Origin of the sequence: Paraburkholderia sp. BR10923, assembly GCF_040948765.1 — a bacterium.
Classification (GTDB): domain Bacteria; phylum Pseudomonadota; class Gammaproteobacteria; order Burkholderiales; family Burkholderiaceae; genus Paraburkholderia; species Paraburkholderia youngii.
The window spans coordinates 180,505-203,548 of the sequence record NZ_JBFPKO010000005.1; the positions used below are offsets into that span (position 1 = coordinate 180,505).

Below are 23,044 nucleotides of genomic sequence, written 5' to 3' on the forward strand. Positions count from 1 at the left end.
CATGGGCTTTACCCCTATGCAGGCAGATAGAGCCACGGCCCCGGCAATGTACGCCTGCCTCTCCACTCAATTTGCTTTCTGAGTAATGCGTATCGGGAAAAAATTTTCCCGGCGGTGCTACAATTGTTACCTATGCGAAGCAAACCCTCTATCGAAGCCGTAGCCCGCGAAGCTGGCGTGTCGATTGCCACGGTGTCGCGTGTGCTCAACGGGACGAAGCCCGTGTCGGCGGCCACACGTGAGCGGGTCGAGGCGGCTGTGAGCGCACTGGACTACCGCGTCAATCCGTTCGGCCGCAGCCTGAGTACCGGGCAGAGCCGCATTCTGCTGATGCTGATGCCGGATTTCGCCAATCCCTATTACGCCGAGATCGTGCGCGGGGCCGCCGCGGTCAGTCGCCAGGCCGGTTACACGCTGCTTCCGGCCGACCTGGAAGCCTGGGCGGGCACAGCGGACGCGTCGCTGCCGACGCTGCTCGGCAGTCTGAGCGACGGCGTCATCAATCTCGTGCCGATGTCCGACCAGGCAGCCCGGCGCGAGGCGGCGAATGGCAAGCCGTGGGTCAATTGCTCGGAGTTCATGCCCGGTAGTGATGTGCCTTATGTCAGCATCGATCACCGCCAGGCCGCTACGGACGCAGTGCAGTACCTGATCAACAAGGGCCACCGGCGCATCGGCTTCGTCACGAGCGATGAGCGCTTCCTGTATGCGCGTCAGCGCCGCGAGGGCTATGACGCGGCACTGTCGCGCGCCGGCCTCGCACCTGCGCCCGAGCTTGTCTGTGTGACTGGCGACAACAGCTACGCCGCCGGAAGCCAGGCGGCGGCAAGTCTGCTGGCGGTGGTGGACCCGCCGAGCGCGGTGTTCGCCGTATCGGACACGTTGGCGATCGGCGCGATCAAGTGCTTTAGCAAGGCCGGCCGGCGGGTGCCGCACGACGTGGCGGTAATGGGCTTCGACGACGTGCCCATCGCCGACATCTTCGAGCCGGGGCTGACGACCGTGGCCCAGCCGATGGTCGAACTGGGCGCCGCGGCCGCCGAAATGCTGCTGGCGCTGCTGGACGGCCGACGCCCCGCGCCGCGCATCTTGCAGCATCGGCTGGTGCTGCGGGAGTCGGTTTGAGCGGTCGTGTTGGAGAACGGACGCGGCGGCTCGATGGCCGACGAACAAGCTCCCGCTGCCCAAGGTCGCGCTTACTCTGCCGTGGTGATCGGGCCGCTCGAATTGACACCGCCAACCGACTTTCTTATAGTCTTGGTCAGACCAACATGACCAAGACGGCCAGACGGGCCGCACCGGTCAATCGACATCATCCCCGCCGCATTTCCTGAAGGTCCTATGAAAGTCGCGCTGTTCATCCCGTGCTTTATCGACGCGTTCTATCCAGAGGTCGGCATCGCGACGCTCGAACTGCTCGAACGTTTCGGCATCGAGGTCGACTATCCGCAACAGCAGACCTGCTGCGGCCAGCCGATGGCCAATAGCGGCGCGCATACGGACGCCGCCGCCACCGAGCGACTATTCGCGCGCAACTTCGCCGGCTACGACTACATCGTCGGGCCGTCCGCGAGTTGCATTCATCACGTGCGAGAGCATCTGACCGCGCTCGAGCAGACCGATGAAGTGAAGAAAGTGCGCGCAAGCGCTTACGAGTTGGTCGAGTTTTTGCACGACGTGATCGGCGCGCGCGAATTTCCGTGGGCCGAGTTTCCGCATCGCGTCGGTCTGCACACCAGTTGCAGCGCGCTGCGTCATCTGAGGCAGGCGTCGGCGTCGGAAATTGCCGGCACGCCGTTTTCAAAGCCGCGCGCATTGCTTGAAGGCGTGAGTGGCATCGAGTTCGTTAAGCCGGCGAGGCCCGACGAATGCTGCGGTTTTGGCGGCACGTTCTCAGTCACCGAAGAGGCGGTGTCGGTGCGCATGGGGCAGGACAAGGTGCGCGACCATCTGAATGCGGGTGCCGAGTACATCGTTTCGGCTGATATGTCCTGCCTGATGCACCAACAGGGTTGCGCCGAACGCATGAAGGCCGACGCGCGCTTCATTCATATCGCGCAGGTTCTCAATGGAGCACGCGCATGAGCGGCGACCATCACCGCATCGATCACGCCAAAGCCGCGGGTTCTTTTATCGGCAAAACCGAGCATGTCGCGTTTCACGACAAGCGTCTGTGGGACCTGCGCGAGAAGCGCGACGCGCAGGCGCACGGCATTGCCGAATGGGAAACGTTGCGCTCGCTGGCGTCGGGCATCAAGGAGCACACGCTGTCGCATCTGGCCGACTATCTGGAGCAGTTCGCGGCGGCGGCCGAGGCCAATGGCGTGGTCGTGCATTGGGCGGCCAACGCGGAAGAGCACAACGCGATCGTCCACCAGCTGATGTCCGAGCGCGGCATGACGACGCTCGTGAAGAGCAAGTCGATGCTGACCGACGAATGCCGGATGCGCGAGTATCTCGAACCGCGCGGCATTACCGTGATGGAGACCGACCTCGGCGAACGCATCCAGCAGCTCGATCATCAGGACCCGAGTCATATGGTCGTGCCGGCCGTGCACAAGCTGCGCGCGGACGTGGCCGAGCTGTTCGGCCGTACCATCGGCACCGATCCGAAGAACAGCGACATCCACTATCTGGCAGAAAGCCAGCGCATGAATACCCGGCCGTATTTCGTGCGCGAGAAAACGGCTGGCATGACCGGCTGCAATTTCGCGGTGGCGGAAACGGGCACGGTCGTCGTCTGCACGAACGAAGGCAATGCCGATCTTTCCGCGAACGTGCCGCCGTTGCATATCGCATCGATCGGGATCGAGAAGCTGATACCGAAGGTGTCGGATCTCGGCGTGTTCGTGCGCATGCTGTCGCGCAGTGCGTTGGGTTCGCCGATCACGCAGTACACATCGCATTTTCGTGCGCCGCGGCCGGGCACCGAGATGCATTTCATCCTCGTCGATCATGGCCGTTCCGAACGGCTCGCGATGGAGGACTTCTGGTACTCGCTCAAATGCATACGCTGCGGAGCGTGCATGAATACGTGTCCGGTGTATCGACGCAGCGGCGGCCTGTCGTATGGCGGCACCTATTCGGGGCCGATCGGCGCGATCATCAATCCGACTTTCGATCTGAAGCGCTATAGCGCGCTGCCGTTCGCATCGACACTCAACGGCAGTTGCACGAACGTGTGTCCGGTGAAGATCAACATTCACGAGCAGATCTATAAATGGCGCGCGGTGATCGCCGAGCAGCACGAAGTGCCGTTCGTGAAGCAGGAAGTGCTGAAGATGGCGGGGCGTCTGCTATCGAGTCCGACCTTGTATCGCGCGACGGTGGCGTCGATGGGCAGCGCGTTACGGCGGCTGCCGAATTTCGTGCTGTACAACCCTCTGAATATCTGGGGCCGGCAGCGCGAATTGCCGGAAGCGCCGAAAATGACTTTCCATGCCTGGTACAAAAAGAATCGCGGAGGCGGCAATGACAACGCGTGAGGCTTTTCTTGCCAAAGTACGCGCCGCGCAACCGGCCGCGCGGCCGCGTCCCGACGTGCCGCTGTTCGATGCGGTTGGCGGCGATCTGCGAGCGCGTTTCACAGCGGCGCTGCAAACGATGGGCGGCACTTGTGTCGAGGCGGCAAGCGCGAGCGACGTTAGCGAACTGATTCGCGAGCGTTTTGGCGCGGCGGTATCCATTGCATCGGCGAGCGCGCAAGTGCCGGGCACGCGCGTGATCGGCGCCGATACCGACCCCGCGTCGCTGCAGGACGTCGACGTCGGTGTGGTGCGGGCGCGCTTTGGCGTCGCCGAAACCGGCTCGGTGTGGTTCAGCGAGCGCGAATATGTGGTCAATGCCTTGGGCTACATCGTCCAGCATCTGGTCGTGTTGCTCGATCCCGCGCAATTGCTCGATGGACTGCAAGAAGTCTATCGTCGCGACGATTTTCGCAGCGCGCGCTACGCGGCGCTGGTTACCGGCCCTTCAGCCACCGCCGATATCGAGGGCGTACTGATTCGCGGCGCGCAGGGCGTGCGCTCGTTGACGGTCGTGTGGCTCGCAGCCTGACGCGCGGCAGATACCGCGCCGGACTTTGCTATCATCACTGTATAAACATACAGGTCCTGCACAAAGTCCGTGGCAACCGATGCTCGCTCAGAGATCCGCTCTGAGGCCCCTTACTACCTGCTGAATTTCGAGCGCGCGCTGGCGTGGCTCGCCGCGCGTTACGACGACCTGCTCGACGACGAAGAGCACGCTTTTCTGAGCACTTTCGCGACATTGCCGCAGGCATCACGTGCGTTGCTGGTGCGCATGCTGATGCGCAAGGGCATGTTGTTTCGCGCGAGCCGCCTCGTTTATGAGGAAATCGGCTGTCCGTTGCAGGCGGCGATGCCGATGACGGTGCATCGCTGGATCGACACCGAGCCGGCTCTGTCGCTCGACGATCTGTTTGCCCTCAGCACGCGTGCGCAATTGCTGGAGATGTTCGCGCACGCGTTCGCACGAATTCCCGGCGCAAAGGCATTGCGCAAACCGGATCTGCTCGAAACGCTGCGCGCGTTTTACGAAGCTGAAAGCCGCGAAGCGCAAGCATGCCCATCACGTCCGCTCGCCGCGTGGCACGACGCCACTACGGACCGCGTGCTGCACGTTGCGATCGCGCCGTTGTGCGATCGCTTGCGGCTGATGTTCTTCGGCAATCTATATCAGGACTGGTCGGAGTTCGTACTCGCCGATCTTGGCGTGTTCCAGTACGAGAAGGTCGCGTTCGGACCGTCGTCGCGCGCGTTCCAGAAACGCGCGGACATCGACGTTTATCTCGCGCTGCACGCGTGCCGCGAAGCGCTCGAACGGCTACCGGTCGACACCGGCGCCCCCACGCTTGAAGAACTGATCACGACCGTCCGCTCGATCGATACCGCGAATCCGTGGCTGGAAACGCGTCGCGCGAAACTGCTGTTCCGGATCGGCCAGGAGTGCGAGCGGCGCGAACAGTGGAGCACCGCACTCGAGGTGTACGACGCATGCGCGTGGCCGGGTGCGCGTCATCGACGCATGCGCGTGCTCGAGCGCAGCGAGCGTGACGGCGAAGCGCTCGCGCTGGCTTTGCAGGCCGATGCAGCGCCCGAGAGCGAAGAAGAAGCGCAGCGTGTCGCCCGGATGTTGCCGCGCCTGCGGCGCAAATGCGGCGTGCCCGTGCCGCGCGCGGCGGCGGCGCGACGGGTGGAGCGCGGCACGCTGGTGCTGCCGAAGCCTGACACGCCGGTGCCCGTCGAATACGTGGTGCGCGATCATCTGAGCAGCGACGCCGCGCCGGTGCACTACGTCGAGAACGCGCTGATCAACTCGCTGTTCGGCCTGCTGTGCTGGGAGCCGGTGTTCGCGGCGCTGCCCGGCGCGTTTTTTCATCTGTTCCAGCGCGAACCGGCCGATCTGCACGCGCCCGATTTTCACGCGCGCCGCGCCACGCAGTTCGCGGCCTGCTTCGCGCAGCTCGATAGCGGTGTCTATCGCGACACGATTCTGCGGCATCTGCATCAGAAGACCGGTATGCAGTCGCCGTTCGTATTCTGGGGATTGTTGACGCCCGAACTCGTCGCGCTTGCGCTCGACTGTCTGCCCGCCGCACATCTGAAGCTGTGGTTCGAGCGCTTGCTGCGCGACATTCGCTGCAATCGTTCCGGCTTGCCCGATCTGATCCGGTTCTGGCCGGCCGAGCGTCGCTATGAATTGATCGAGGTGAAAGGCCCCGGCGATCGTCTGCAGGACAACCAGATCCGCTGGCTCGCGTACTGCGCGCAGCACGGCATGCCGGTGCGCGTCGTCGACGTGCGCTGGGCCGGGCAAGAGGCGCAGGGCGAAGCGGACGTCGCGACGCGAGCCGAAGCGGAGCGCGCCGTATGAGCTACGTGGTGGCCGTCCGCGCGATGTGCGAATTCACCGCGCGGCGCGGCGATCTCGATCTGCGCTTCACGCCCGCGCCGACTTCGCTCGAAGGCATTGCTGGTCATCAGATGGTCGCCGGCCGTCGCGCGGGCGGCTACGAAACCGAACTCACGCTGACGGGCACGCATCGCCGTCTGACCGTGCGTGGCCGCGCGGACGGCTACGATCCAATCGCGAACCGGCTAGAAGAGGTGAAGACCTATCGCGGCGATCTCGCGCGCATGCCCGCCAATCATCGCGTGCTGCACTGGGCACAGGCGCTCGTCTATGGGCATCTGCTGTGCGAGGCGCGCGGGCTCGCCGAGCTGACGGTCGCGCTGGTGTACTTCGATATCGGCAGTCAGAAGGAAACCGTGCTGACACAGCAGCACAGCGCGCGCGAACTCGAAATCTTCTTCGTCGACCAGTGCGAACGATTTCTCGATTGGGCCGTGCAGGAAGACGCGCATCGCGCTGCGCGCAATGCGGCGCTCGTCGAGTTGCAGTTTCCGTATGGGCAGTTTCGCCGTGGGCAGCGCGAGCTCGCGGTGGCCGTGTATCGTGCGGCGCGCGACGGCAAGCCGTTGATGGCGCAGGCGCCGACCGGCATCGGCAAAACGCTGGCGACGATTTTTCCGTTGCTCAAAGCCTGCGGCGAAGACCGGCTCGATCGCGTGTTCTTTCTGACCGCGAAGACGCCGGGCCGCGCGCTTGCGCTCGACGCGATCGATTCGCTGCACCATAGCACGCCGCTGCCGCTCAGAACGCTCGAACTCGTCGCGCGCGACAAGGCCTGCGAGCATCCGGATAAAGCCTGCAACGGCGAGTCATGTCCGCTCGCGCGCGGCTTTTACGATCGTCTCGATGCGGCGCGCGCCGCGGCGCTCGCGACGCCGCGGCTCGATCGCGCGGCGGTGCGCGAGGCCGCGCTCGCGCACGACGTGTGTCCGTACTATCTGGCGCAGGAGCTCGCGCGCTGGGCCGACGTGATCGTCGGCGATTACAACTACTACTACGACGCGAGCGCGATGCTGCATGCGCTCGCGCAGATCAATCAGTGGCGCGTGGGCGTGCTGGTGGACGAAGCGCACAACCTGCTGGAACGCGCGCGGCGCATGTATACCGCGTCGCTCGATCAAAGCGCGTTCCGGCTCGCGCGCAACAGCGCGCCGGCGGCGCTGAAGAAGCCTCTCGAACGTTTGCAGCGCGAATGGAATGCGCTGAAGCGCGCGCAGACGGCCAGCTACCAGGTGTACGCGGAGATCCCCGGAAAGTTGCTATCCGCCGCGCAGAATCTGATTGGCGCAGTGACCGATCAGCTCGCCGACGCGCCGTTGTCGATCGACGAACACGCGCTGCGCTTTTTCTTCGATGCGATGCACTTCGTCGCGCTCGCCGAGCAGTTCGGCGAGCACTCGATGTTCGACGTGACATTGAGCGCCGACCGTTACGCGCCGCGCGACAAAACCAGTGCGACGCTATGCGTGCGCAACGTGATCCCCGCGCCGTTTCTCGCGCCACGCTATGCGGCCGCGCGTACCACGGTGATGTTCTCCGGCACGCTGAATCCGCAGCATTTCTATCGCGACACGCTTGGGCTCGCCGACGACACGCAATGGCTCGATGTCGAAGGACCGTTTCGCGCGGAGCAGTTGCAGGTGCACGTGGCCGCTCATGTGTCGACGCGCTGGCGTGATCGCGAGCGCTCGCTCGCGCCGATCGTCGAGCTGATCGCGAAGCAGTACGGCACGCAGCCCGGCAATTACCTCGGGTTCCTGAGCAGTTTCGACTATCTGCAACGCGTGGTCGCGCTGCTGCGCGAGCGGCATCCCGGCTTGCCGGTGTGGACGCAGGAGCCCGGTATGGACGAAGCCGCGCGTGATGCGTTTCTCGCGCGCTTCAGGACGATGAATCAGGGGATCGGCTTCGCGGTGCTCGGCGGCGCGTTTTCGGAGGGAGTGGATCTGACCGGACAGCAACTGATCGGCGCGTTCGTTGCGACGCTCGGTCTGCCGCAGGTCAACGACGTCAACGAGCAGATGCGCCGTGCGCTCGATGCGCGCTTCGGCAATGGCTACGACTATATGTACCTGTACCCGGGATTGCAGAAAGTCGTGCAGGCGGCGGGGCGCGTGATCCGCACCGAACAGGATCGCGGCGTCGTGCATCTGATCGACGACCGCTTTCGCAGGCCGGAAGTGCGGCGGCTGTTGCCGCGCTGGTGGCAGGTTCGCTAGCGCTGCGCGGCGCTAGCGAACCTTTACGCGTGCGACGCGCGGCGTGTCACGTCACGCGTGCGGCGAGGTCGAGCCCGGATTGGCGGGCGTACCGGGGCCACCGGCCGGGCTCGGATCGACGGGGATCTGATCGTCGCGCGGCGCGTCGCCCTTGTGCGGAGTGTGCTCGCCGCCATCAGACTGTCCAACGTGGTGGATGCGCGGCACGCCCGCATCGACCTTGGCCTTGCTCGCCGGGTCCCACGTGAGCAGATGGCGCTGCGGATTCGCGATCTCGATGCCGAGCTCGCTGAAGCGCTCGAGGATGCGCCGGTTGAACTCGCGCTGCACGCCCCAGCGCGACGTATCGCGGCATTGCATCTGGCCGGCCAGCGTGATCGCCGAACCGTCGACCGCATCGACGCCCCAGAACGAGAAGTCCGCCAGGATGCCGTCCTTGAACTTGTCATCCGCGCGCAGCGACGCGCCGATTTCCTTTAGCGTGTCGATCGCGCGCTCGACGTCCTGGCCGAACACGATATTCACGCGCACCGCCGCGTTGCCGATGCCGCGATTCGTGTTGTTCACGGTCGACACCGAACTGAACGGCACCGTAAACAGCGAGCCGTCGCTGCCGCGCAGGCGCACGGTGCGAATCGACAGATATTCGACGGTGCCCGACACGCCCGCGAGCGTGACCCAGTCGCCGACCTGCATCGCGTTTTCCATCAGCAGGAAGATGCCGGTGATGAAATCCTGCACCAGCTTTTGTGAGCCAAAGCCGAGCGCGACGCCGAAGATGCTCGCGCCCGCGAGCAGCGGCCCGATGTTCACGCCGAGTTCGCTCAGCCCCGTCAGCACGACGACGAGCGCGATCACGCAGAACAGCGCGCTGCGCAGCATCGGCATCAGCGTGCGCAGGCGCGCGGCGCGCACCAGATCGCCGCTGCTCGTCCAGTCGTCGAGGCGGCGCTCGGCCGACACGTTGACGACCTCCCACACCACCAGCGCGATGATCGCTGCGACCGCGATCGTCGCGAGCGCCGAGGCGAGGCGGTGGCCGATCGTGCCGCTGCGGAACAGATCGACGACATCGACGCCCCACGCCTGCAACAGCACGAACGCGGTGACAATGCCGATGACCCAGCCGATCACGCGCCGCAGCGCCGGATAGTATCGATACGCGTGCTGATGCACGAGCGAGCGCGACGCTTCGTCCTGCACGTGGAAGATGCGCGCGAGCGCACCGAAGATCACGATCGACACGAGCCGCGCGCCGATCAGTATCGCGAGCGTCATGCCGCCGATATTCACGAGCGCGTGATAGCCGTTCTGTACGTCGAAGGCCCACACGAACCACAGGCCCATCACGATGACCACGGCAACCCAGGCCCACGCGTCCGCGAGCGCGTTGCCGAACATCTGCAACGACTCGTGCGCGGAAAAGCGAATGCGAATCCGGTTGGCAACCGGCTTCGCACAGTGCAGCACGAGGATCGAGATCATCACGTGACCGACCAGCGCGACCACTTTCAGCAGCGCGAGATGCGCGGCGTCGTTCATCCCGAGCGCCTGCGCGACTTCGGCAAGCGCGACGCCGGCGCCGACCACGCCGACGATCCGCACGATCCAGCCGAGGATGAACGCGGCCCACGCATCGCCCATGCGCAGCAGCCGCAGACGCGGCGCGCTCGGCTGCAGGAAGAACGCGCCGACGATCACGACGCAGCGGCACACCACATAGACGTCGATCAGCGAATCGAGCGCGCGGTCCTGCGGCGTGCCGTTGTCGGTGATGATCGAAATCACCGCGCTTGCCGCGGCGACGAACACGGCAAGCGGAATCAGCCTGACCAGCGTGATAAGCAACGAGCGCGGCAGACGTTGCAGCAGCGTCCAGTGGTGCGTCGCGTTGCGCTTGCCTTCGGCTTCGATCGCGCGGCCTTTCTCGGATGGCGTCGCGTACGGCGCGGCGGGGCCAGTGGCGACGGCTTGCGCCTCTGCCTCGAGCACCGGCGGCACCGACGACCGAGCGGGCAGCGGCGGCGTGTTCGTCGGCGTATGACCGGCCGGCGCGGCGCCGTTGTCATCCTGCTGCGCGGCTTCGCGGCGCGCGGCGATCGCCCGGTAGACCCGCCGCAGCAGCCGGCGCGTCAGCCATTCGAGCAACAGTGCGGGAATCAGCGCGGCGAGCAGCGACGACAGCACCTTGAGCAGCACCACGCGCGCGTGCGGGTTGGCGAACTGCCAGTTCCACCATGCGCGCACCGAAGCGACATCGAGCAGCGCGGCGATCGAGCCGCGCAGCGAGGTCGCGAGATAGCCGACGTAATGCGCGCCCTGACGCGCGATCTGCGACGCGAGGCCATTGCTTTTGAACGCGGCAGGCACGAGCGAGGCTGCGCCGCTGGCGGCGGCCGGTGCCGACGCCGCGGCCGCCGGCGCGGAAGCGGGCGGCGCGCTCAACGCGCCGGCCGCGGCGATCGCCTGCAGCGTATCGGCGACCTGTGCGCGGCGTTTGGGGTCGTTCAGGACGGAGAGCGCGTCGCGAGCCTGCTGAGGTGTCAGCGTGACGGCGGCGGAAGCGGGCGTGGGATGGGCGGGCTCAGGCGCGGCGGCAAACACGGGCGCCGCGCCGGCGACCAGAAAAATGAAAAAACAGATACGGAGAAATTTTTGCATGGGGTGTAGAGCGGGACGAAGCCAGGGCGGACGATTGTGCCGGAACGCAGGGCTGTTTCAGCGGGGCGACCCCGGACGGACACGGGTTCGGGCGCTGAAGTTCCTGCGGCGGAGGCCCGCCGGACGGGCGAAAGGGCCGCGAGGGCGGCGCTCGCCGGATGGGGCGTTGAGCCGATAGCATAGCCGATGATGGCCGGCAGGCCTGGCGAAGCCGGCAGAAAGCCTGCCCGGCAGGCCCCGTGGGCGAGGCGGCGCAAGGGGTAGGAGGCCGCTTGCCGGGTGGCAATGCTGGCGGTGACGCGGGGACGCGCCGTATGACTACGCTAGCTGCAAGCAGAGCGCTTGTGAGTCTTCATCGATCAATTGCTGTCACCATGCGCTGCTAAGCGTTCACCGCAAAAAAAACGCTTAAATCCGCGCTCATGCCAACGACGAGGTCTGGCGCTCGGCTTCGTCGCCGGCATCGGGACCGCTGCTCGCGCCGCGTCCGGGTGGCTCCTGATGCAGCCGGTTCGCGTGCATCAGCCGGTACAGCGTCGCGCGCGAAATGCCGAGTTCGGCGGCCGCATCGGACAGCTTGTAGCCGTGTCGCAGCAGCGCGTTCTCGATCGCATCCTTTTCGGCCTTGCTGCGGATTTCCGCGAGCGTGACCGCCGGGCCATTGTCGGCCTCGGGCAGGCCCAGGTCGCTCGCCGTGATGAAGCGGCCCTCGCTCATCACGACCGCGCGGCGCACGCAGTTGATCAGCTCGCGCACGTTGCCGGGCCACGGATAGTTCGACATGGCGACGATCGCGTCGCTCGACAGCCCGCGCAGCTTGCGCGCGCCGTCCTGCTTGTACATGCTGAGCGCGTAATTGGCGAGCAGCTTGATGTCGCCGCCGCGCTCGCGCAGCGGCGGCTCGACGAGTCGCAGCACGCACAGCCGGTGATAGAGGTCTGAGCGGAAACGGCCGTCCTCGACGGCGCGCTCCAGGTCGACGTGCGTGGCCGAGATCACGCGCACGTCGACGCTGATCGGACCGTTGCCGCCAAGCCGCTCGATCGTGCCTTCCTGCAGGAAGCGCAGCAGCACCGCCTGACATTCGTGCGGCATGTCGCCGATTTCGTCGAGAAACAGCGTGCCTTCATGCGCACTCTCGATGCGGCCGATCTTGCGTTGCAGCGCGCCGGTAAATGCGCCGCGCTCATGGCCGAACAGTTCGGCCTGCAACAGGCTCGGCGGAATCGCCGCGCAATTGATCGCGACGAACGTGCGGCCCGCGCGCGGCGAGCGATCGTGAATAGCACGAGCGGTCAGCTCCTTGCCGGTGCCCGATTCGCCTGCGATGAACACGGGTGCGTCGGTCACGCCGCATTTGTCGATGCGCCGGTAGAGCTGCTGCATCGGCTCGCATTGACCGACCATGCCGTGACGGCCGACCGACGGCTCCGGCGCGACGCGCGGCTGACGCAGGTTCGACAGCCCATGAGCGTGGCCGAGCGCGAACACGAGCCGCTCGTTGAGCCAAGGCTGCGTGACGAAGTCGAAGCAGTAATCGAGGATGAAACGGCTGACCAGTTCGTTGTCGGCCTGGCCCGGCACGATCTGCGCGACCCAGTTGGTCTCGACGCGGCGCATGCACAGCGCGAACGCGGATAGCTGCTGAGACGTGCAATCTTCGGGCAACTGAACGAGACCAACCTTGATGTTGCCGCGTTCGATCATGCGTTCGGCCACGGCCGTGCTTTTTGCGTGCACGGCTTGCCATCCCGACGCGGCCAGAAACTCGGCGAGTTTCTGGTCGGGCGCGTTCGCCACGTACAGAACGGTGCGTTCCGCGTCGGCCGGCGTGCAAGTCGTAGTCATGATTCCCCCCGTTCGATCCTCAGGACTGCTGTGCGGCGTTGTGAGATTCAGGCGGCCAGTTACTGCACTCCGGCTGCGACGCATTCACGGCAGCAGCGAACACGAACAAGGGACACTGCAAGCGCGGCGCGAACCGGAACGCGCTGCATGGCGGACCGATTCATGCAATGGCGGCGACCTTGTCGTTCATTGCTGAAACTGCCCGGCGACTTTATCCCCGAATCGTGAAAACCACTTGAACCGTGGCTTGCCTCGTTGACCTGATACAAGCGCTCTGATTGGCGCATGGCCTAACGATAAGCGAAAGCGCCTGAAAGCGCCAGATAAAAGAATCATGGATCAGGAATGCGTGTTGGCTTTCGGATTAACACGGATCACTAATGAATAAACGGTCAAGGTCGGTTATGCGAGGAATCGCACATTGCGTAGCAATTGCCCTGGTATTAAGGCGTGACTAAAACTGACGAAGCGTAAGCAGTCGTGTTTCACAGTTGCGACAGATTGGACAGCACGAGTCGACTGCGCTTTGCGGTGCCGGGCGGGACGCTTTTGCAACCTCGAGGAACGGCGAAGCCTCGTGTAGCCGGCCTTGCGGCCAGCCTGGAGGCTGGCGGGAGGCGGCGGGGAGCGCGCTTTGCCGCCAGCGCGCGGGGAATTGGCGTGTCAGAAACGAATCAATGCGCGCTGCGCCAAAAATCGGGCAGGCTCGCGCCGCGCCGAAAGCAAACCGATTTCACGGCGGCGTGAAGCTTTGACGGGCGCCTTACCGCTTGTTAAGCGGGTTGGCATAAGCGTTGCAATAAGGTCTGCACAGAAAAATGTTTTGCAGCCAGGTCGACGGTACGGGGAAAACCGGATTAAAAAAGACTGGCGGTAAAAAGCTCACTCGCAGGCATGGTCGGGGAAGCCATCAAGTATCTGCGGGAGCGCGGCGGGGCCTTATTAAATACGTGAGAAAAACGGTTGAGTGGCGGACCGGTATGACGGCCATTCAAAACCGGACGACAAAAGGGCATCGACTTCGCCGTTTTTCCTTTTCGACTTTTTGTCCTGACGACGCGAAAAGGATGGCGATAACGACAGGCAACGCGCTGGCAACATTCGCGAGCGACGCGCCGCAAAGGGAAGGGGCAGCGCCGGATCAGGACCGGCCGGCGCGATGAAGCGGGGAGAGAGGCCATCGTCTCCATAGAGAGACGAATGTACGAAGTGAACCAGGGGCCGTGTCCGTGGGTTGGCACGGGCACGGCAACCTGGCCCGACGGCCGGGGCGCTGCGACGAAGCGGCGTGACCTGGCGCAAATCCGATCGACATCGGGGGCTGTCATGAAACCACAACTGATTCGCAGGCTGGCCGCTTCGGACGGAACGGGGCGCACTTACCGGCGGTATGTCGCGGCGTCGCGCGCGCGCTTTTTCGCGCAAGCGGCGGGCTCGTCGGTCAATCTGCTGACGCTTGTCGTCGCCGAGGCGCTCGAGCGCCGCGCGCAGGCCGAGATCCGTCGCGGCGTGCTGCGCGACGGGCTGTACGAGATGTCGGTGCGCGCTGAACGCAGCGCGGCGCATCGGCGTGACGACGATGAAGACGACGTTTGACGCCTGCTGCTCGATACCGGCTCGCGGGGGCCGTACGGGAATTCGATAATACCGTTTGCCGGCTGATGGTTTTCACGGAGGAGCGCCGCGCTAAGGATTTCGCGCCGAAGCCTGCGTCGTCAATCGTGAACAGACGACTTGAATAAAAACCCGCGCATGACGCGCCACGCGCCGCAGAGCTGCCATGATCGACATCTTCCTGATTGCCGCGAGCATTGAAAACGCGCAGCGCATCGTCGTGCGGCTCGAACAGAGCGGCGTGCGTTATCGGCTGCACACCGCATACGGTTCGGCCCGGCAACTGCCGATCCACGCGCGCATGCTCCGCACAGCCGACCTGCTGATCGTCGACGACGCCCGTCTGAACGTCCGCGGACTCGACGGCGTCGAGGAGGCGCTTGCCTGCGCGCCGACGCTGCATTGCATGCTGGTGACGCCGGCGCCGTCCAGCGCGCTGATCGACGCGGCGCTGCGCGTCGGCGTGCGGCAGGTGCTGTCGTGGCCGCTCGACGCTCACGCCGTCGCCGATGCGCTCGCGCAGATCGAAGCTCGGCGTCGCGCGCCCCAGCGGCGCCACGCGCGCGTGGTCACCCTCGCGTCGAGCAAGGGCGGCAGCGGCACCACGCTGATCGCGGTCAATCTCGCGTGCGCGCTCGCCGCGCGGCGTGAGCGGCGCGTGCTGCTGATCGACCTGAGCCAGCAATTCGCCGACGCGAGCCTGCTGATGGCGAATCGCCCGCCGCCGATGACGCTCGCCGATCTGTGCTCGCGCAATGAGCAACTCGACGCGGCGCTGTTCGACGCATGCGCGATGCACGTGCGCCCGAACCTCGATCTGCTCGCCGGCGCCGGCGATCCGCTGAAGGCCGCCGAACTGCTGCCCGGTCAACTCGAGCGGATTCTGACGCTGGTGCGCCAGCGCTACGACGCGGTGCTGATCGACGTCGGCCCGAGCCTGAATCCGTTGACGATCCGCGCGCTCGCGCATAGCGACGCGATCTGCATGGTGGTGCGGCAGAACCCGCTGTACCTGCATGGCGCGCGCCGCATGCTCGATATCTTTCGCGAGCTGGGGCATCCGGCCAGCAAGGTGCGGGTCGTCGTCAATCAGTACGACAAGGATGCGCAGATCAATCTGCCGATGCTCGAACGCACGCTCGGCGCAAGGGTCGCGCATCAACTGGCGCGCGACGATCGGCACGTCGACGAGGCGCTGAGCCTCGGCGTGCCGCTGGTCGCGTGCGCGCGCGACAGCGGGCTCGCGCAAGGCATCACCCTGCTCGCGAACATGCTGTGGCCGGCGGGTGCGGAGCGCCGCAGAAGCATGCTCGGCCGGCTGCTCGCGACGTGGCCGAATCTGCCGCCGCAATTGAAGCCAGGGGTCTAGGCCGACGACGAGCGCTATCGCGCATACCGTAGTAAGGTGAGATGCAGGGTCATCCTGCGGCCTATTCTGAAGAGGTAGAGCGGCTCGCGCCGTCCGGTCACTCGAGCGAGAAAATCACGTGAGCGCAGCACCGTCCATGCAAAACGCGCAGGGTTTCAGCGACCTCGCGTCGATCCTGTCCAATCCGATTCTGAATACGGATTCGTACAAGGCATCGCACTTTCTACAATATCCGCCCGACGCGACGGCAATGTTCTCGTATATCGAATCGCGCGGCGGACGTTACGAGCGCACGCTGTTTTTCGGCTTGCAAATGCTGCTGAAGGAATACCTATGCCGGCCGGTCACCGGCGCGATGATCGACCAGGCGCGCGCGTTCTTCAGCGCGCACGGCGAGCCGTTCAACGAAGCGGGCTGGCGCTACGTCGTGCAGCAATATGGCGGCCATCTGCCGGTGCGGATTCGCGCGGTGCCCGAAGGCTCGGTCGTGCCGACGCACAACGTGCTCGTCACCGTCGAATGCGACGATCCTCACGTGTTCTGGCTCGCGTCGTATCTGGAGACGATGCTGATGCGCGTGTGGTATCCGATCACGGTCGCGACACAAAGCTGGCATCTGCGCCAGACGATCCGCGCAGCTCTGCTGAAAAGCAGCGACGATCTCTCGCAGTTGCCGTTCAAACTGCACGATTTCGGTGCGCGCGGCGTGTCGAGCGCGGAGTCGGCCGCGATCGGCGGCGCGGCGCACCTCGTCAGCTTCATGGGCTCGGATACGGTGCTCGGCGTGGTTGCGGCGAATCACTACTACCACGACAGCATGGCCGCGTTCTCGGTGCCGGCGGCCGAGCACAGCACGATCACGGCGTGGGGCCGCGAGCGCGAAGTCGACGCGTATCGCAACATGATCGCCCGCTTCGGCAAGCCGGGCGCGATCGTTTCGGTGGTGTCCGACTCTTACGACCTGTTCGCCGCGCTGAACGCATGGGGCGGCGAGTTGAAGCAGGCCGTGCTCGATTCCGGCGGCACGCTGGTGATTCGCCCGGATTCCGGCGATCCGTGCACGATCGTGCTGTACACGCTGCGCTCGCTGGAGGCGTCGTTCGGCTCGCAGACGAACAGCAAGGGGCGGCGCGTGCTCGACCACGTACGTGTGATCCAGGGCGACGAGGTGAATCCGGATTCGATCCCCGCGATTCTTGCCGCGATGGACGAGGCCGGCTTCGCCGCCGACAACATCGTGTTCGGCATGGGCGGCGCGCTGTTGCAGAAGATCAACCGCGATACGCAGCGCTTCGCGATGAAGTGCTCCGCGATCCGGCTCGGCGACACGTGGCACGATGTGTCGAAGGACCCGGTCACGGATCACGGCAAGCGCTCGAAGAAAGGCCGGCTCACGTTGCTGCGCCATCGCGGCAGCGGCGAGTACCGGACGGTCAAGTTGCCGATCGTGTGGGACGAGCGCACGGTGGCGGGCGAGTGGGACGAAGTGCTCGAGACGGTGTTCGATACGGGCCGCTTGCTGGTCGATACGTCGCTGGCCGAGATTCGAGGCCGCGCCTATGCGGAGGAAGTTTGACCCAGCCATGCCTGACGATCCGTTGATGACCGACTGCATGCATGCGTGGCTACGCGGGGCCACCGAACCGGAGGACGCCGATACGCGTCTGTTCGCCAAACTGATCGCCGCGCGCGACGCTCGCAACGAACTCGCGTTGCTCGGCCTGCAAGCGCATGCATGGCGCGCGCTGCTAGCGAGGCACTTCGTCCGTGCGCGCATTCCGGCATTGCCGCTTCCGGTGGTCCCCAGCGAACACGCGAGCTTCGTCCATGCACTGCACGCGCTGCTCGTCGCGAGCGCGAGCAGCACGGTCCATCCCGACGACGCGCATTGTCTCGCGACGATCATCGCCCATGCGTGTTTGCGTCCGGATCATCTATGGCGCGACCTCGGCCTCGCGGGCCGCGATGAAGTGACGTGGATGCTCACGCGCTACTTCCCGACGCTGGTCGAGCGCAACGTCGATAACCTGCGCTGGAAGAAATTCCTCGCCGCGCAATGCGCGATCTCGTTGGGTCTGCAACCGGGACCCGCGCCGGGTTGCCCGGGCTGCGAAGACTACGGGTACTGCTTTGCACGGCAGCCTTGAAGCGCGCCACTGAGGGGTCGGCGCGAAACCGTTCGTGTATGCTTGCGCGCATGGCCGACACCGCAAAACCCGCTAAAAGCAGAGCCGCTCCGGCGACGAAGTCCACCAGCACGCGTCCCGAGGTGCGCTTCAGAATGCGCATCCGCAACGGCGATGCGGTTGCACTCGGGCCAGGCAAGGTCGATCTGCTCGAAGCGGTGCGCGAATATGGATCGATCTCGGCGGCGGCGCGCAGTCTCGACATGTCATACCGGCGCGCGTGGCTGTTGATCGACGAGCTGAATCGCTCGCTGAAGTCGCCGGCCACGCAATCGGAGCAGGGCGGTCAGAGCGGCGGCGGCTGCACGCTGACGCCGGTCGGCGAAACCATCATCCGGCTGTATCGGGACGTCGAGGAAGAGGCGCGGCGAAGCTGCGCGAAGCAGATCGCCGAACTGGTGAAACTGATCCGCTCGTGAAGGGCCCACGATCGCGTCGGCGCTATCGGCGCTCGTCGCCGCGTCGGTGGCGGCGGTGGTGTGGGGGCTCGACGGGCGGGCGGAGGTGGCGCGTTTCAAGGCGGCGGTATCGGAAGGGTCAAGCCGTCGTCGGCTCGCGCCGGCCCCCCATTCACACCGTTTTCCTATATCGTGTGCGCCATGCCCGCCGCCTGCCGCGCGCGGGCTGTTTTTCCGGAGCGTGGCGCGACTCTGCGCGTGCATGACACGTGATGCGCTCCCGCAATACACCACACGACATCAATGAGCCATCCCAACATCGAACTGATCGAACGTTTCTACACCGCCTTCCAGCAACGCGACGCCGAGACCATGGTCGCCTGTTATGCCGACGACGCCGTCTTCAGCGACCCCGCCTTCGGCGAGCTGGTCGGCGACGAAGTGCGCGACATGTGGCGCATGCTCGTCAAGCATGCGCAGGACTTCACGCTGAGCTTCAGCGGCATCGAGGCGGACGACCGTACCGGCCGCGCACAGTGGGTGGCGCGCTACCGTTTCGTCCAGACCGGGCGCGACGTCGTGAACCGGATCGAAGCGCGTTTCGTGTTCCGCGACGGGCTCATCGTCGAGCATCGCGACCGCTTCGATCTGTGGCTGTGGATGCGCCAGGCGATGGGCGTGCGCGGCACGCTGTTCGGCTGGTCGCCGTTCGTGCAGCGGATGCTCAGGCAGCAGGCGCGCCGGGGGCTGCTGCACTATCGCGGGCAGTTGAATCGCGAGCGCGGCTAGGCGCGTGCGGGCGGCGGCGCGCGCATCGCGCTTGCTATCATCGAAGCACGCGCGTGCCCGCACGCCTTGCCGGGCCGCCGCACAGGAAACGCTATGCGAGTCGTCGATGCCGCCTGGCAAGAATGGCTGAGCAGCAATGTCGCGCGCGGCTGCACGCCGGGCTCGATGATCGACGCGATGGTGCAGGCCGGCTTTGCCGACGGCGAAGCCCGTGTGGCGGTCCACCATGCGTTCGACCGGCGCGCGTGCGGCCCCCAGCACCCGCCACCGTGGCCGATCCCACCACCAATCCTTATCGATACGACGCTGCGCCGCTCGCGCGCGGCAACCTGATCCGCGCCGCTGACCGCGACGTACGCGTGCTGCTGCGCTGTGAGCGCCCGCAGCTGGTCGTGTTCGCCGACGTGCTGTCGGCCGTGGAATGCGCCGAGCTGATCGAACGCTCGCGGCATCGGTTGAAGCGCTCGACGACGGTCAATCCACTTACCGGCCACGAAGACGTGATCCGCAGCCGGACCAGCGAAGGCGTCTGGTATCGGCGCGGCGAGGACCGGTTGATCGCGCGAATCGAGCGACGCATCGCGAGCCTGACGAACTGGCCGCTCGAAAACGGCGAAGGCCTGCAGGTGCTTCATTACGACACGCGCGGCGAGTACAGCCCGCATTTCGACTTCTTCGCGCCCGATCAGCCGGGCAGCGCGAGCCATACCGCGCAGGGCGGCCAACGCGTCGCGACACTGATCATCTATCTGAACGACGTCGCGGACGGCGGAGAGACGGTGTTTCCCACGGCGGGCCTATCGGTCGCGGCGCGGGCGGGCGGCGCGGTGTATTTCCGCTACATGAACGGTGAACGCCAGCTCGACCCGTCGACGCTGCACGGTGGCGCGCCGGTGCTGGCCGGCGACAAATGGATCATGACGAAGTGGATGCGTGAGCGCGCGTACGGCTGAGGCGGCGCCTATTCGGCCGCTTTATAAACATCCGGCCGATGCAGCTCCATATACCGCTCGGGGTTCGCGAGCGACGTGAACCCGTGCGGCGCATAGACGTGATGCGCGTCGGTCGTGACCAGCACGACTCTGCGCAGACTGGCGAGCGACGGGCTCGCAATCATATGTTTCATCAGCGCCGACGCATACCCCTGGCCGCGATACGCCGGCAGCACGAACACGTCGCACAGGTAAGCGAAGGTCGCCTCGTCGGTGATCAGACGCGCGAACGCGATCTGCTCGTCGTCGACAAAACCGCCAAAGCACAGCGAACCGGCGACGGCCCGCTCGAAGGTCGCGCGCGGCATGCCCTTGGCCCAAGGCGTTTGCTGCGACAGGAACGCGTAGACCATGTCGAGGTCGAGATCGTCGATGCGGCTGGAAATCGTCAGTTCGCTTTCTTGCACGGGGTGTCTCCTGGTTCGCGTAGCGGCGGCGTGTGCCTTAGCCCTTCGCGGCAGTCTCGCCACCGCGCGAACCCCCGCCAATGCTCTGTCCGGCATTGCGCGCGAGCCCCATATAACCGATCACCGACAGCAGCGTCAGCACGCCGGCGAACAGGAACGCGAGGCGGAAATCGTCGAGCGTGAACACGTGGCCGGTCGTCTCGCCGTTGAACAGCGCCGCCACGCGCAGCGACACCGCGCCGAACGCGATGCCCAGACCGATCGTCATTTGCATGGCCGCGCTCCACAGCGTGCTCGCCGCACTCATCTGCGTCTGCTGGATATCGGCGTAGGCGAGCGTCGCCAGCGTCGAGAACTGCATCGAGCGCGTGACGCCGTACACGAACACCACGATCAGCACGAACACGAGCGGTACGTCCGGCGTCAGCAGTCCGCACAAGGTGATGAAAATGCCTGCCACGATCACGTCGACGATCGCCACCGTCCGGAAGCCGTAGCGCTGCAGGATGCGCGTGGTCAGCGCCTTCATGCCGAGGTTGCCGACCGCGCTCGCGAGCAGCAGCAGCCCCGAACGGAACGCCGACAGCCCGAAGCCGACCTGGAACAGCAGCGGCATCAGATAGGGCACCGCGCCGATGCCGATGCGCGTGAATGAACCGGTAACGACGGTCACCGAGAACGTCGGCACCTTCAGCGTCGACACGTCGACGAGCGGATGCGGATGACGCTTCGCGTGCAGGAACGCGATCGCGCCGACCAGCAGACTGCCCGCCACGACCGCGATCGCGAGCCACGCATTGGTGGCCGGCTGGCTCGCGAGCTCCGCGCCGTACAGGATCGCGGTCAGCGCGACGCCGCTCAGCAGCAGGCCGACGACGTCGAGCGGCTTGCGTTCGGTGCCGCGCAGGTTCGGCACGATGGCGAGCGCGACGGCGATCGCCGCGAGACCGAACGGCACGTTCAGCAGGAAGATCCAGCGCCACGACGCGTAAGTCGTGATGAAGCCGCCGATCGGCGGGCCGACCACCGGCGCCGCGATGGCCGGCCAGGTGATCGTCGAGATCGCCTGCATCATGCGGGCTTTCTCGGTGCTGCGGACCACGATCAGACGGCCGACCGGCACCATCATCGCGCCGCCGATGCCTTGCAGCAGCCGCGCGGCCGTGAACTCGGGCACGTTCTGTGACAGCCCGCACAGCACCGACGCGACCGTGAACACGCCGATCGCGCTGACGAACACCGTGCGCGCGCCGCAGCGGTCGGCGACCCAGCCGCTCGCCGGAATGAAGATCGCGAGCGCGAGCATGTAGGCGGTCATGCCGAGGCTCAGGCTGTTCGGACCGACGCCGAACGAACGCGCCATCTGCGGCAGCGCGGTGGCGATCACCGTGGTGTCGAGGTACTCCATGAAGAAGGTGGCCGCGACGATGTACGGCAGCCAGCCGACATGCGCGGTGCGGGTGCCGCTGCTGCTCATCGCGCGAGCTCCCGCGGCGCGCTGGTAGGCGCGCAAAGACCATTGACGGGCCGGCGCGCGGCGCGCGAAGGGTTTGACTTCATGGTGCTTGAGATTACCTGTCGTGTGCGTTTTTGTGCTTCGGGGCTGGCGGTGACATCAGCTTGCCTGATTGCCAGCCCTGAATCCTAACGCAAGAAAGGGTCCCTTTTCACGCAGGCGTGCAGCGCGCCGCCGCGCCGCCGCCGTTGCGTCAGTCCTTGGCCGCGTATTCCTTGTCCAGCCGGTCATACAGCGGCTTGTTGACGAGCCGCTGGCGCTCGCTGAACGGCGCGACGATCGTCGCGTCCTCGTCGAGGCGGCCGTTGCTTTGCAGCGTGCCGAGCGCGCGCTGCATGCCGAGCACCGCACCCTGCAGCGCCGCGTTCGCGTACAGCACGATGCCGTAGCCGAGCTTCGCGAGCGCGTCGCGCGACTGCACCGGCGTCTTGCCGCCGATCACGATGTTGATGAGCTGCGGCACGTCGAACAGCCCCGGCAGACGCTCGATGTCGGCGAGAGATTCGGTCGCCTCGATGAACAGGATGTCGGCGCCGGCCTCGATGAAGCGATGACCGCGCTCGATCGCGTCCTCGATGCCGTGGACCGCCGCCGCGTCGGTACGCGCCATGATCTGCAGGTTCGCGTCTTCGCGCGCGTCGACGGCCGCGCGGATCTTGCCGACCATCTCGCTCGTCGCGACGACTTCCTTGCCCGAAAAGTGGCCGCATTTCTTCGGCATCACCTGGTCTTCGAACTGGATCACGTCGGCGCCGCTGCGCTCGAGCACGCGCACGGTCTGGCGCACGTTCAACGCGTTGCCGAAGCCGGTGTCGGCATCGACGATCAGCGGCAGCGCGACCGCGTCGCGGATGCGCGCGGTGTGCTCGGCGACTTCGGCGAGGCCGATGAAGCCGAGATCGGGCAGACCGAGCGACATATTGGTGACGCCCGCGCCGGTGATGTAGACCGCCTCGAAGCCGGCGTCCTCGATCACGCGCGCGCTCATCGCGTTGAACGCGCCGGGCACGAGCAGGCCCTGACGCTGGTTGACCTTGGCGCGGAAGGCGGCGCGGCGGGTGGCGGAAGTGGTGGTCATGATGCAGGTCTCCAGAGGGGAAATCGGTAGTGG

At 65.6% G+C, this 23,044-nt stretch carries 17 protein-coding genes and 1 pseudogene; 13 read left to right on the top strand and 5 right to left on the bottom strand.

The window, feature by feature from the left end; translation table 11 throughout:
* The first annotated feature begins 132 nt into the window (after positions 1 to 132).
* The 6 genes from AB3X94_RS11650 to AB3X94_RS11675 all read left to right on the top strand — a co-directional run bounded on the left by AB3X94_RS11650 (position 133) and on the right by AB3X94_RS11675 (position 8,153).
* Positions 133 to 1,125: a LacI family DNA-binding transcriptional regulator gene (locus AB3X94_RS11650; protein WP_368611588.1), complete on the top strand. Its 993-nt coding sequence runs from the start codon at positions 133 to 135 to the stop codon at positions 1,123 to 1,125.
* Between the two features lie 216 nt (positions 1,126 to 1,341).
* Positions 1,342 to 2,085 (top strand): (Fe-S)-binding protein, encoded by a 744-nt coding sequence (locus tag AB3X94_RS11655; RefSeq protein ID WP_368611589.1) that lies wholly within the window; start codon positions 1,342 to 1,344, stop codon positions 2,083 to 2,085.
* Positions 2,082 to 3,485: a lactate utilization protein B gene (locus AB3X94_RS11660; RefSeq protein ID WP_176106049.1), complete on the top strand. Its 1,404-nt coding sequence runs from the start codon at positions 2,082 to 2,084 to the stop codon at positions 3,483 to 3,485. The genes AB3X94_RS11655 and AB3X94_RS11660 overlap by 4 nt, the downstream gene beginning before the upstream one ends.
* Positions 3,472 to 4,056, top strand: coding sequence for an LUD domain-containing protein (locus tag AB3X94_RS11665; RefSeq protein WP_176106048.1), 585 nt, complete (start codon positions 3,472 to 3,474; stop codon positions 4,054 to 4,056). Before AB3X94_RS11660 ends, AB3X94_RS11665 begins: the two co-directional genes overlap by 14 nt.
* 69 nt (positions 4,057 to 4,125) lie before the next feature.
* On the top strand, positions 4,126 to 5,895 hold the full coding sequence (locus AB3X94_RS11670; RefSeq protein WP_368611590.1) for a VRR-NUC domain-containing protein: 1,770 nt from the start codon (positions 4,126 to 4,128) through the stop codon (positions 5,893 to 5,895).
* Positions 5,892 to 8,153, top strand: coding sequence for an ATP-dependent DNA helicase (locus AB3X94_RS11675; RefSeq protein ID WP_368611591.1), 2,262 nt, complete (start codon positions 5,892 to 5,894; stop codon positions 8,151 to 8,153). Before AB3X94_RS11670 ends, AB3X94_RS11675 begins: the two co-directional genes overlap by 4 nt.
* A 51-nt stretch (positions 8,154 to 8,204) precedes the next feature.
* On the opposite strand, the gene AB3X94_RS11680 is transcribed toward AB3X94_RS11675, so the two are convergent.
* Both AB3X94_RS11680 and AB3X94_RS11685 read right to left on the bottom strand, forming a co-directional pair.
* A complete protein-coding gene (locus AB3X94_RS11680) occupies positions 8,205 to 10,814 on the bottom strand; it encodes a mechanosensitive ion channel domain-containing protein (protein WP_368611592.1) in 2,610 nt (869 codons plus the stop codon).
* Positions 10,815 to 11,234: 420 nt separating this feature from the next.
* On the bottom strand, positions 11,235 to 12,662 hold the full coding sequence (locus tag AB3X94_RS11685; protein WP_176106044.1) for a sigma-54 dependent transcriptional regulator: 1,428 nt from the start codon (positions 12,660 to 12,662) through the stop codon (positions 11,235 to 11,237).
* A 1,326-nt stretch (positions 12,663 to 13,988) separates the two neighbouring features.
* Between AB3X94_RS11685 and AB3X94_RS11690 the strand changes: the two genes are divergently transcribed.
* The 7 genes and pseudogenes from AB3X94_RS11690 to AB3X94_RS11720 all read left to right on the top strand — a co-directional run bounded on the left by AB3X94_RS11690 (position 13,989) and on the right by AB3X94_RS11720 (position 19,971).
* Positions 13,989 to 14,258 carry a hypothetical protein gene (locus AB3X94_RS11690; protein WP_176106043.1) on the top strand — a complete coding sequence of 90 codons (270 nt, stop codon included), beginning with the start codon at positions 13,989 to 13,991 and terminating at the stop codon, positions 14,256 to 14,258.
* 184 nt (positions 14,259 to 14,442) lie between these two features.
* Positions 14,443 to 15,645, top strand: a complete 1,203-nt coding sequence (locus AB3X94_RS11695) for a CpaE family protein (RefSeq protein ID WP_368611593.1) — start codon at positions 14,443 to 14,445, stop codon at positions 15,643 to 15,645.
* A 136-nt stretch (positions 15,646 to 15,781) separates the two neighbouring features.
* Complete coding sequence (locus AB3X94_RS11700) at positions 15,782 to 17,221, top strand: nicotinate phosphoribosyltransferase (protein ID WP_368611594.1); 1,440 nt, start codon at positions 15,782 to 15,784, stop codon at positions 17,219 to 17,221.
* A 25-nt stretch (positions 17,222 to 17,246) separates the two neighbouring features.
* Positions 17,247 to 17,792, top strand: a complete 546-nt coding sequence (locus AB3X94_RS11705; protein WP_368611706.1) for a nitrogen fixation protein NifQ — start codon at positions 17,247 to 17,249, stop codon at positions 17,790 to 17,792.
* A gap of 50 nt (positions 17,793 to 17,842) precedes the next feature.
* Positions 17,843 to 18,250: a winged helix-turn-helix domain-containing protein gene (locus AB3X94_RS11710; RefSeq protein ID WP_368611595.1), complete on the top strand. Its 408-nt coding sequence runs from the start codon at positions 17,843 to 17,845 to the stop codon at positions 18,248 to 18,250.
* A gap of 282 nt (positions 18,251 to 18,532) precedes the next feature.
* Positions 18,533 to 19,018 (top strand): nuclear transport factor 2 family protein, encoded by a 486-nt coding sequence (locus AB3X94_RS11715; RefSeq protein WP_368611596.1) that lies wholly within the window; start codon positions 18,533 to 18,535, stop codon positions 19,016 to 19,018.
* A 93-nt stretch (positions 19,019 to 19,111) separates the two neighbouring features.
* Positions 19,112 to 19,971: pseudogene (locus AB3X94_RS11720) on the top strand (2OG-Fe(II) oxygenase).
* Positions 19,972 to 19,979: 8 nt separating this feature from the next.
* On the opposite strand, the gene AB3X94_RS11725 reads toward AB3X94_RS11720, so the two are convergent.
* The 3 genes from AB3X94_RS11725 to AB3X94_RS11735 all read right to left on the bottom strand — a co-directional run bounded on the left by AB3X94_RS11725 (position 19,980) and on the right by AB3X94_RS11735 (position 23,011).
* Positions 19,980 to 20,417, bottom strand: a complete 438-nt coding sequence (locus tag AB3X94_RS11725; RefSeq protein WP_368611597.1) for a GNAT family N-acetyltransferase — start codon at positions 20,415 to 20,417, stop codon at positions 19,980 to 19,982.
* A 37-nt stretch (positions 20,418 to 20,454) separates the two neighbouring features.
* Positions 20,455 to 21,894, bottom strand: a complete 1,440-nt coding sequence (locus AB3X94_RS11730) for an MFS transporter (RefSeq protein ID WP_368611598.1) — start codon at positions 21,892 to 21,894, stop codon at positions 20,455 to 20,457.
* 232 nt (positions 21,895 to 22,126) lie between these two features.
* A complete protein-coding gene (locus AB3X94_RS11735) occupies positions 22,127 to 23,011 on the bottom strand; it encodes an oxaloacetate decarboxylase (RefSeq protein WP_018438163.1) in 885 nt (294 codons plus the stop codon).
* Positions 23,012 to 23,044: the final 33 nt, after the last annotated feature.

What these genes read in the sequence shown, in the direction of transcription:
- AB3X94_RS11650 (WP_368611588.1), top strand. Translation starts at nt 133, where the DNA reads ATGCGAAGCAAACCCTCTATCGAAGCCGTAGCCCGCGAAGCTGGCGTG.
- AB3X94_RS11655 (WP_368611589.1), top strand. Translation starts at nt 1,342, where the DNA reads ATGAAAGTCGCGCTGTTCATCCCGTGCTTTATCGACGCGTTCTATCCA.
- AB3X94_RS11660 (WP_176106049.1), top strand. Translation starts at nt 2,082, where the DNA reads ATGAGCGGCGACCATCACCGCATCGATCACGCCAAAGCCGCGGGTTCT.
- AB3X94_RS11665 (WP_176106048.1), top strand. Translation starts at nt 3,472, where the DNA reads ATGACAACGCGTGAGGCTTTTCTTGCCAAAGTACGCGCCGCGCAACCG.
- AB3X94_RS11675 (WP_368611591.1), top strand. Translation starts at nt 5,892, where the DNA reads ATGAGCTACGTGGTGGCCGTCCGCGCGATGTGCGAATTCACCGCGCGG.
- AB3X94_RS11680 (WP_368611592.1), bottom strand. Translation starts at nt 10,814, where the DNA reads ATGCAAAAATTTCTCCGTATCTGTTTTTTCATTTTTCTGGTCGCCGGC.
- AB3X94_RS11685 (WP_176106044.1), bottom strand. Translation starts at nt 12,662, where the DNA reads ATGACTACGACTTGCACGCCGGCCGACGCGGAACGCACCGTTCTGTAC.
- AB3X94_RS11690 (WP_176106043.1), top strand. Translation starts at nt 13,989, where the DNA reads ATGAAACCACAACTGATTCGCAGGCTGGCCGCTTCGGACGGAACGGGG.
- AB3X94_RS11695 (WP_368611593.1), top strand. Translation starts at nt 14,443, where the DNA reads ATGATCGACATCTTCCTGATTGCCGCGAGCATTGAAAACGCGCAGCGC.
- AB3X94_RS11700 (WP_368611594.1), top strand. Translation starts at nt 15,782, where the DNA reads ATGCAAAACGCGCAGGGTTTCAGCGACCTCGCGTCGATCCTGTCCAAT.
- AB3X94_RS11705 (WP_368611706.1), top strand. Translation starts at nt 17,247, where the DNA reads ATGACCGACTGCATGCATGCGTGGCTACGCGGGGCCACCGAACCGGAG.
- AB3X94_RS11710 (WP_368611595.1), top strand. Translation starts at nt 17,843, where the DNA reads ATGGCCGACACCGCAAAACCCGCTAAAAGCAGAGCCGCTCCGGCGACG.
- AB3X94_RS11715 (WP_368611596.1), top strand. Translation starts at nt 18,533, where the DNA reads ATGAGCCATCCCAACATCGAACTGATCGAACGTTTCTACACCGCCTTC.
- AB3X94_RS11730 (WP_368611598.1), bottom strand. Translation starts at nt 21,894, where the DNA reads ATGAGCAGCAGCGGCACCCGCACCGCGCATGTCGGCTGGCTGCCGTAC.
- AB3X94_RS11735 (WP_018438163.1), bottom strand. Translation starts at nt 23,011, where the DNA reads ATGACCACCACTTCCGCCACCCGCCGCGCCGCCTTCCGCGCCAAGGTC.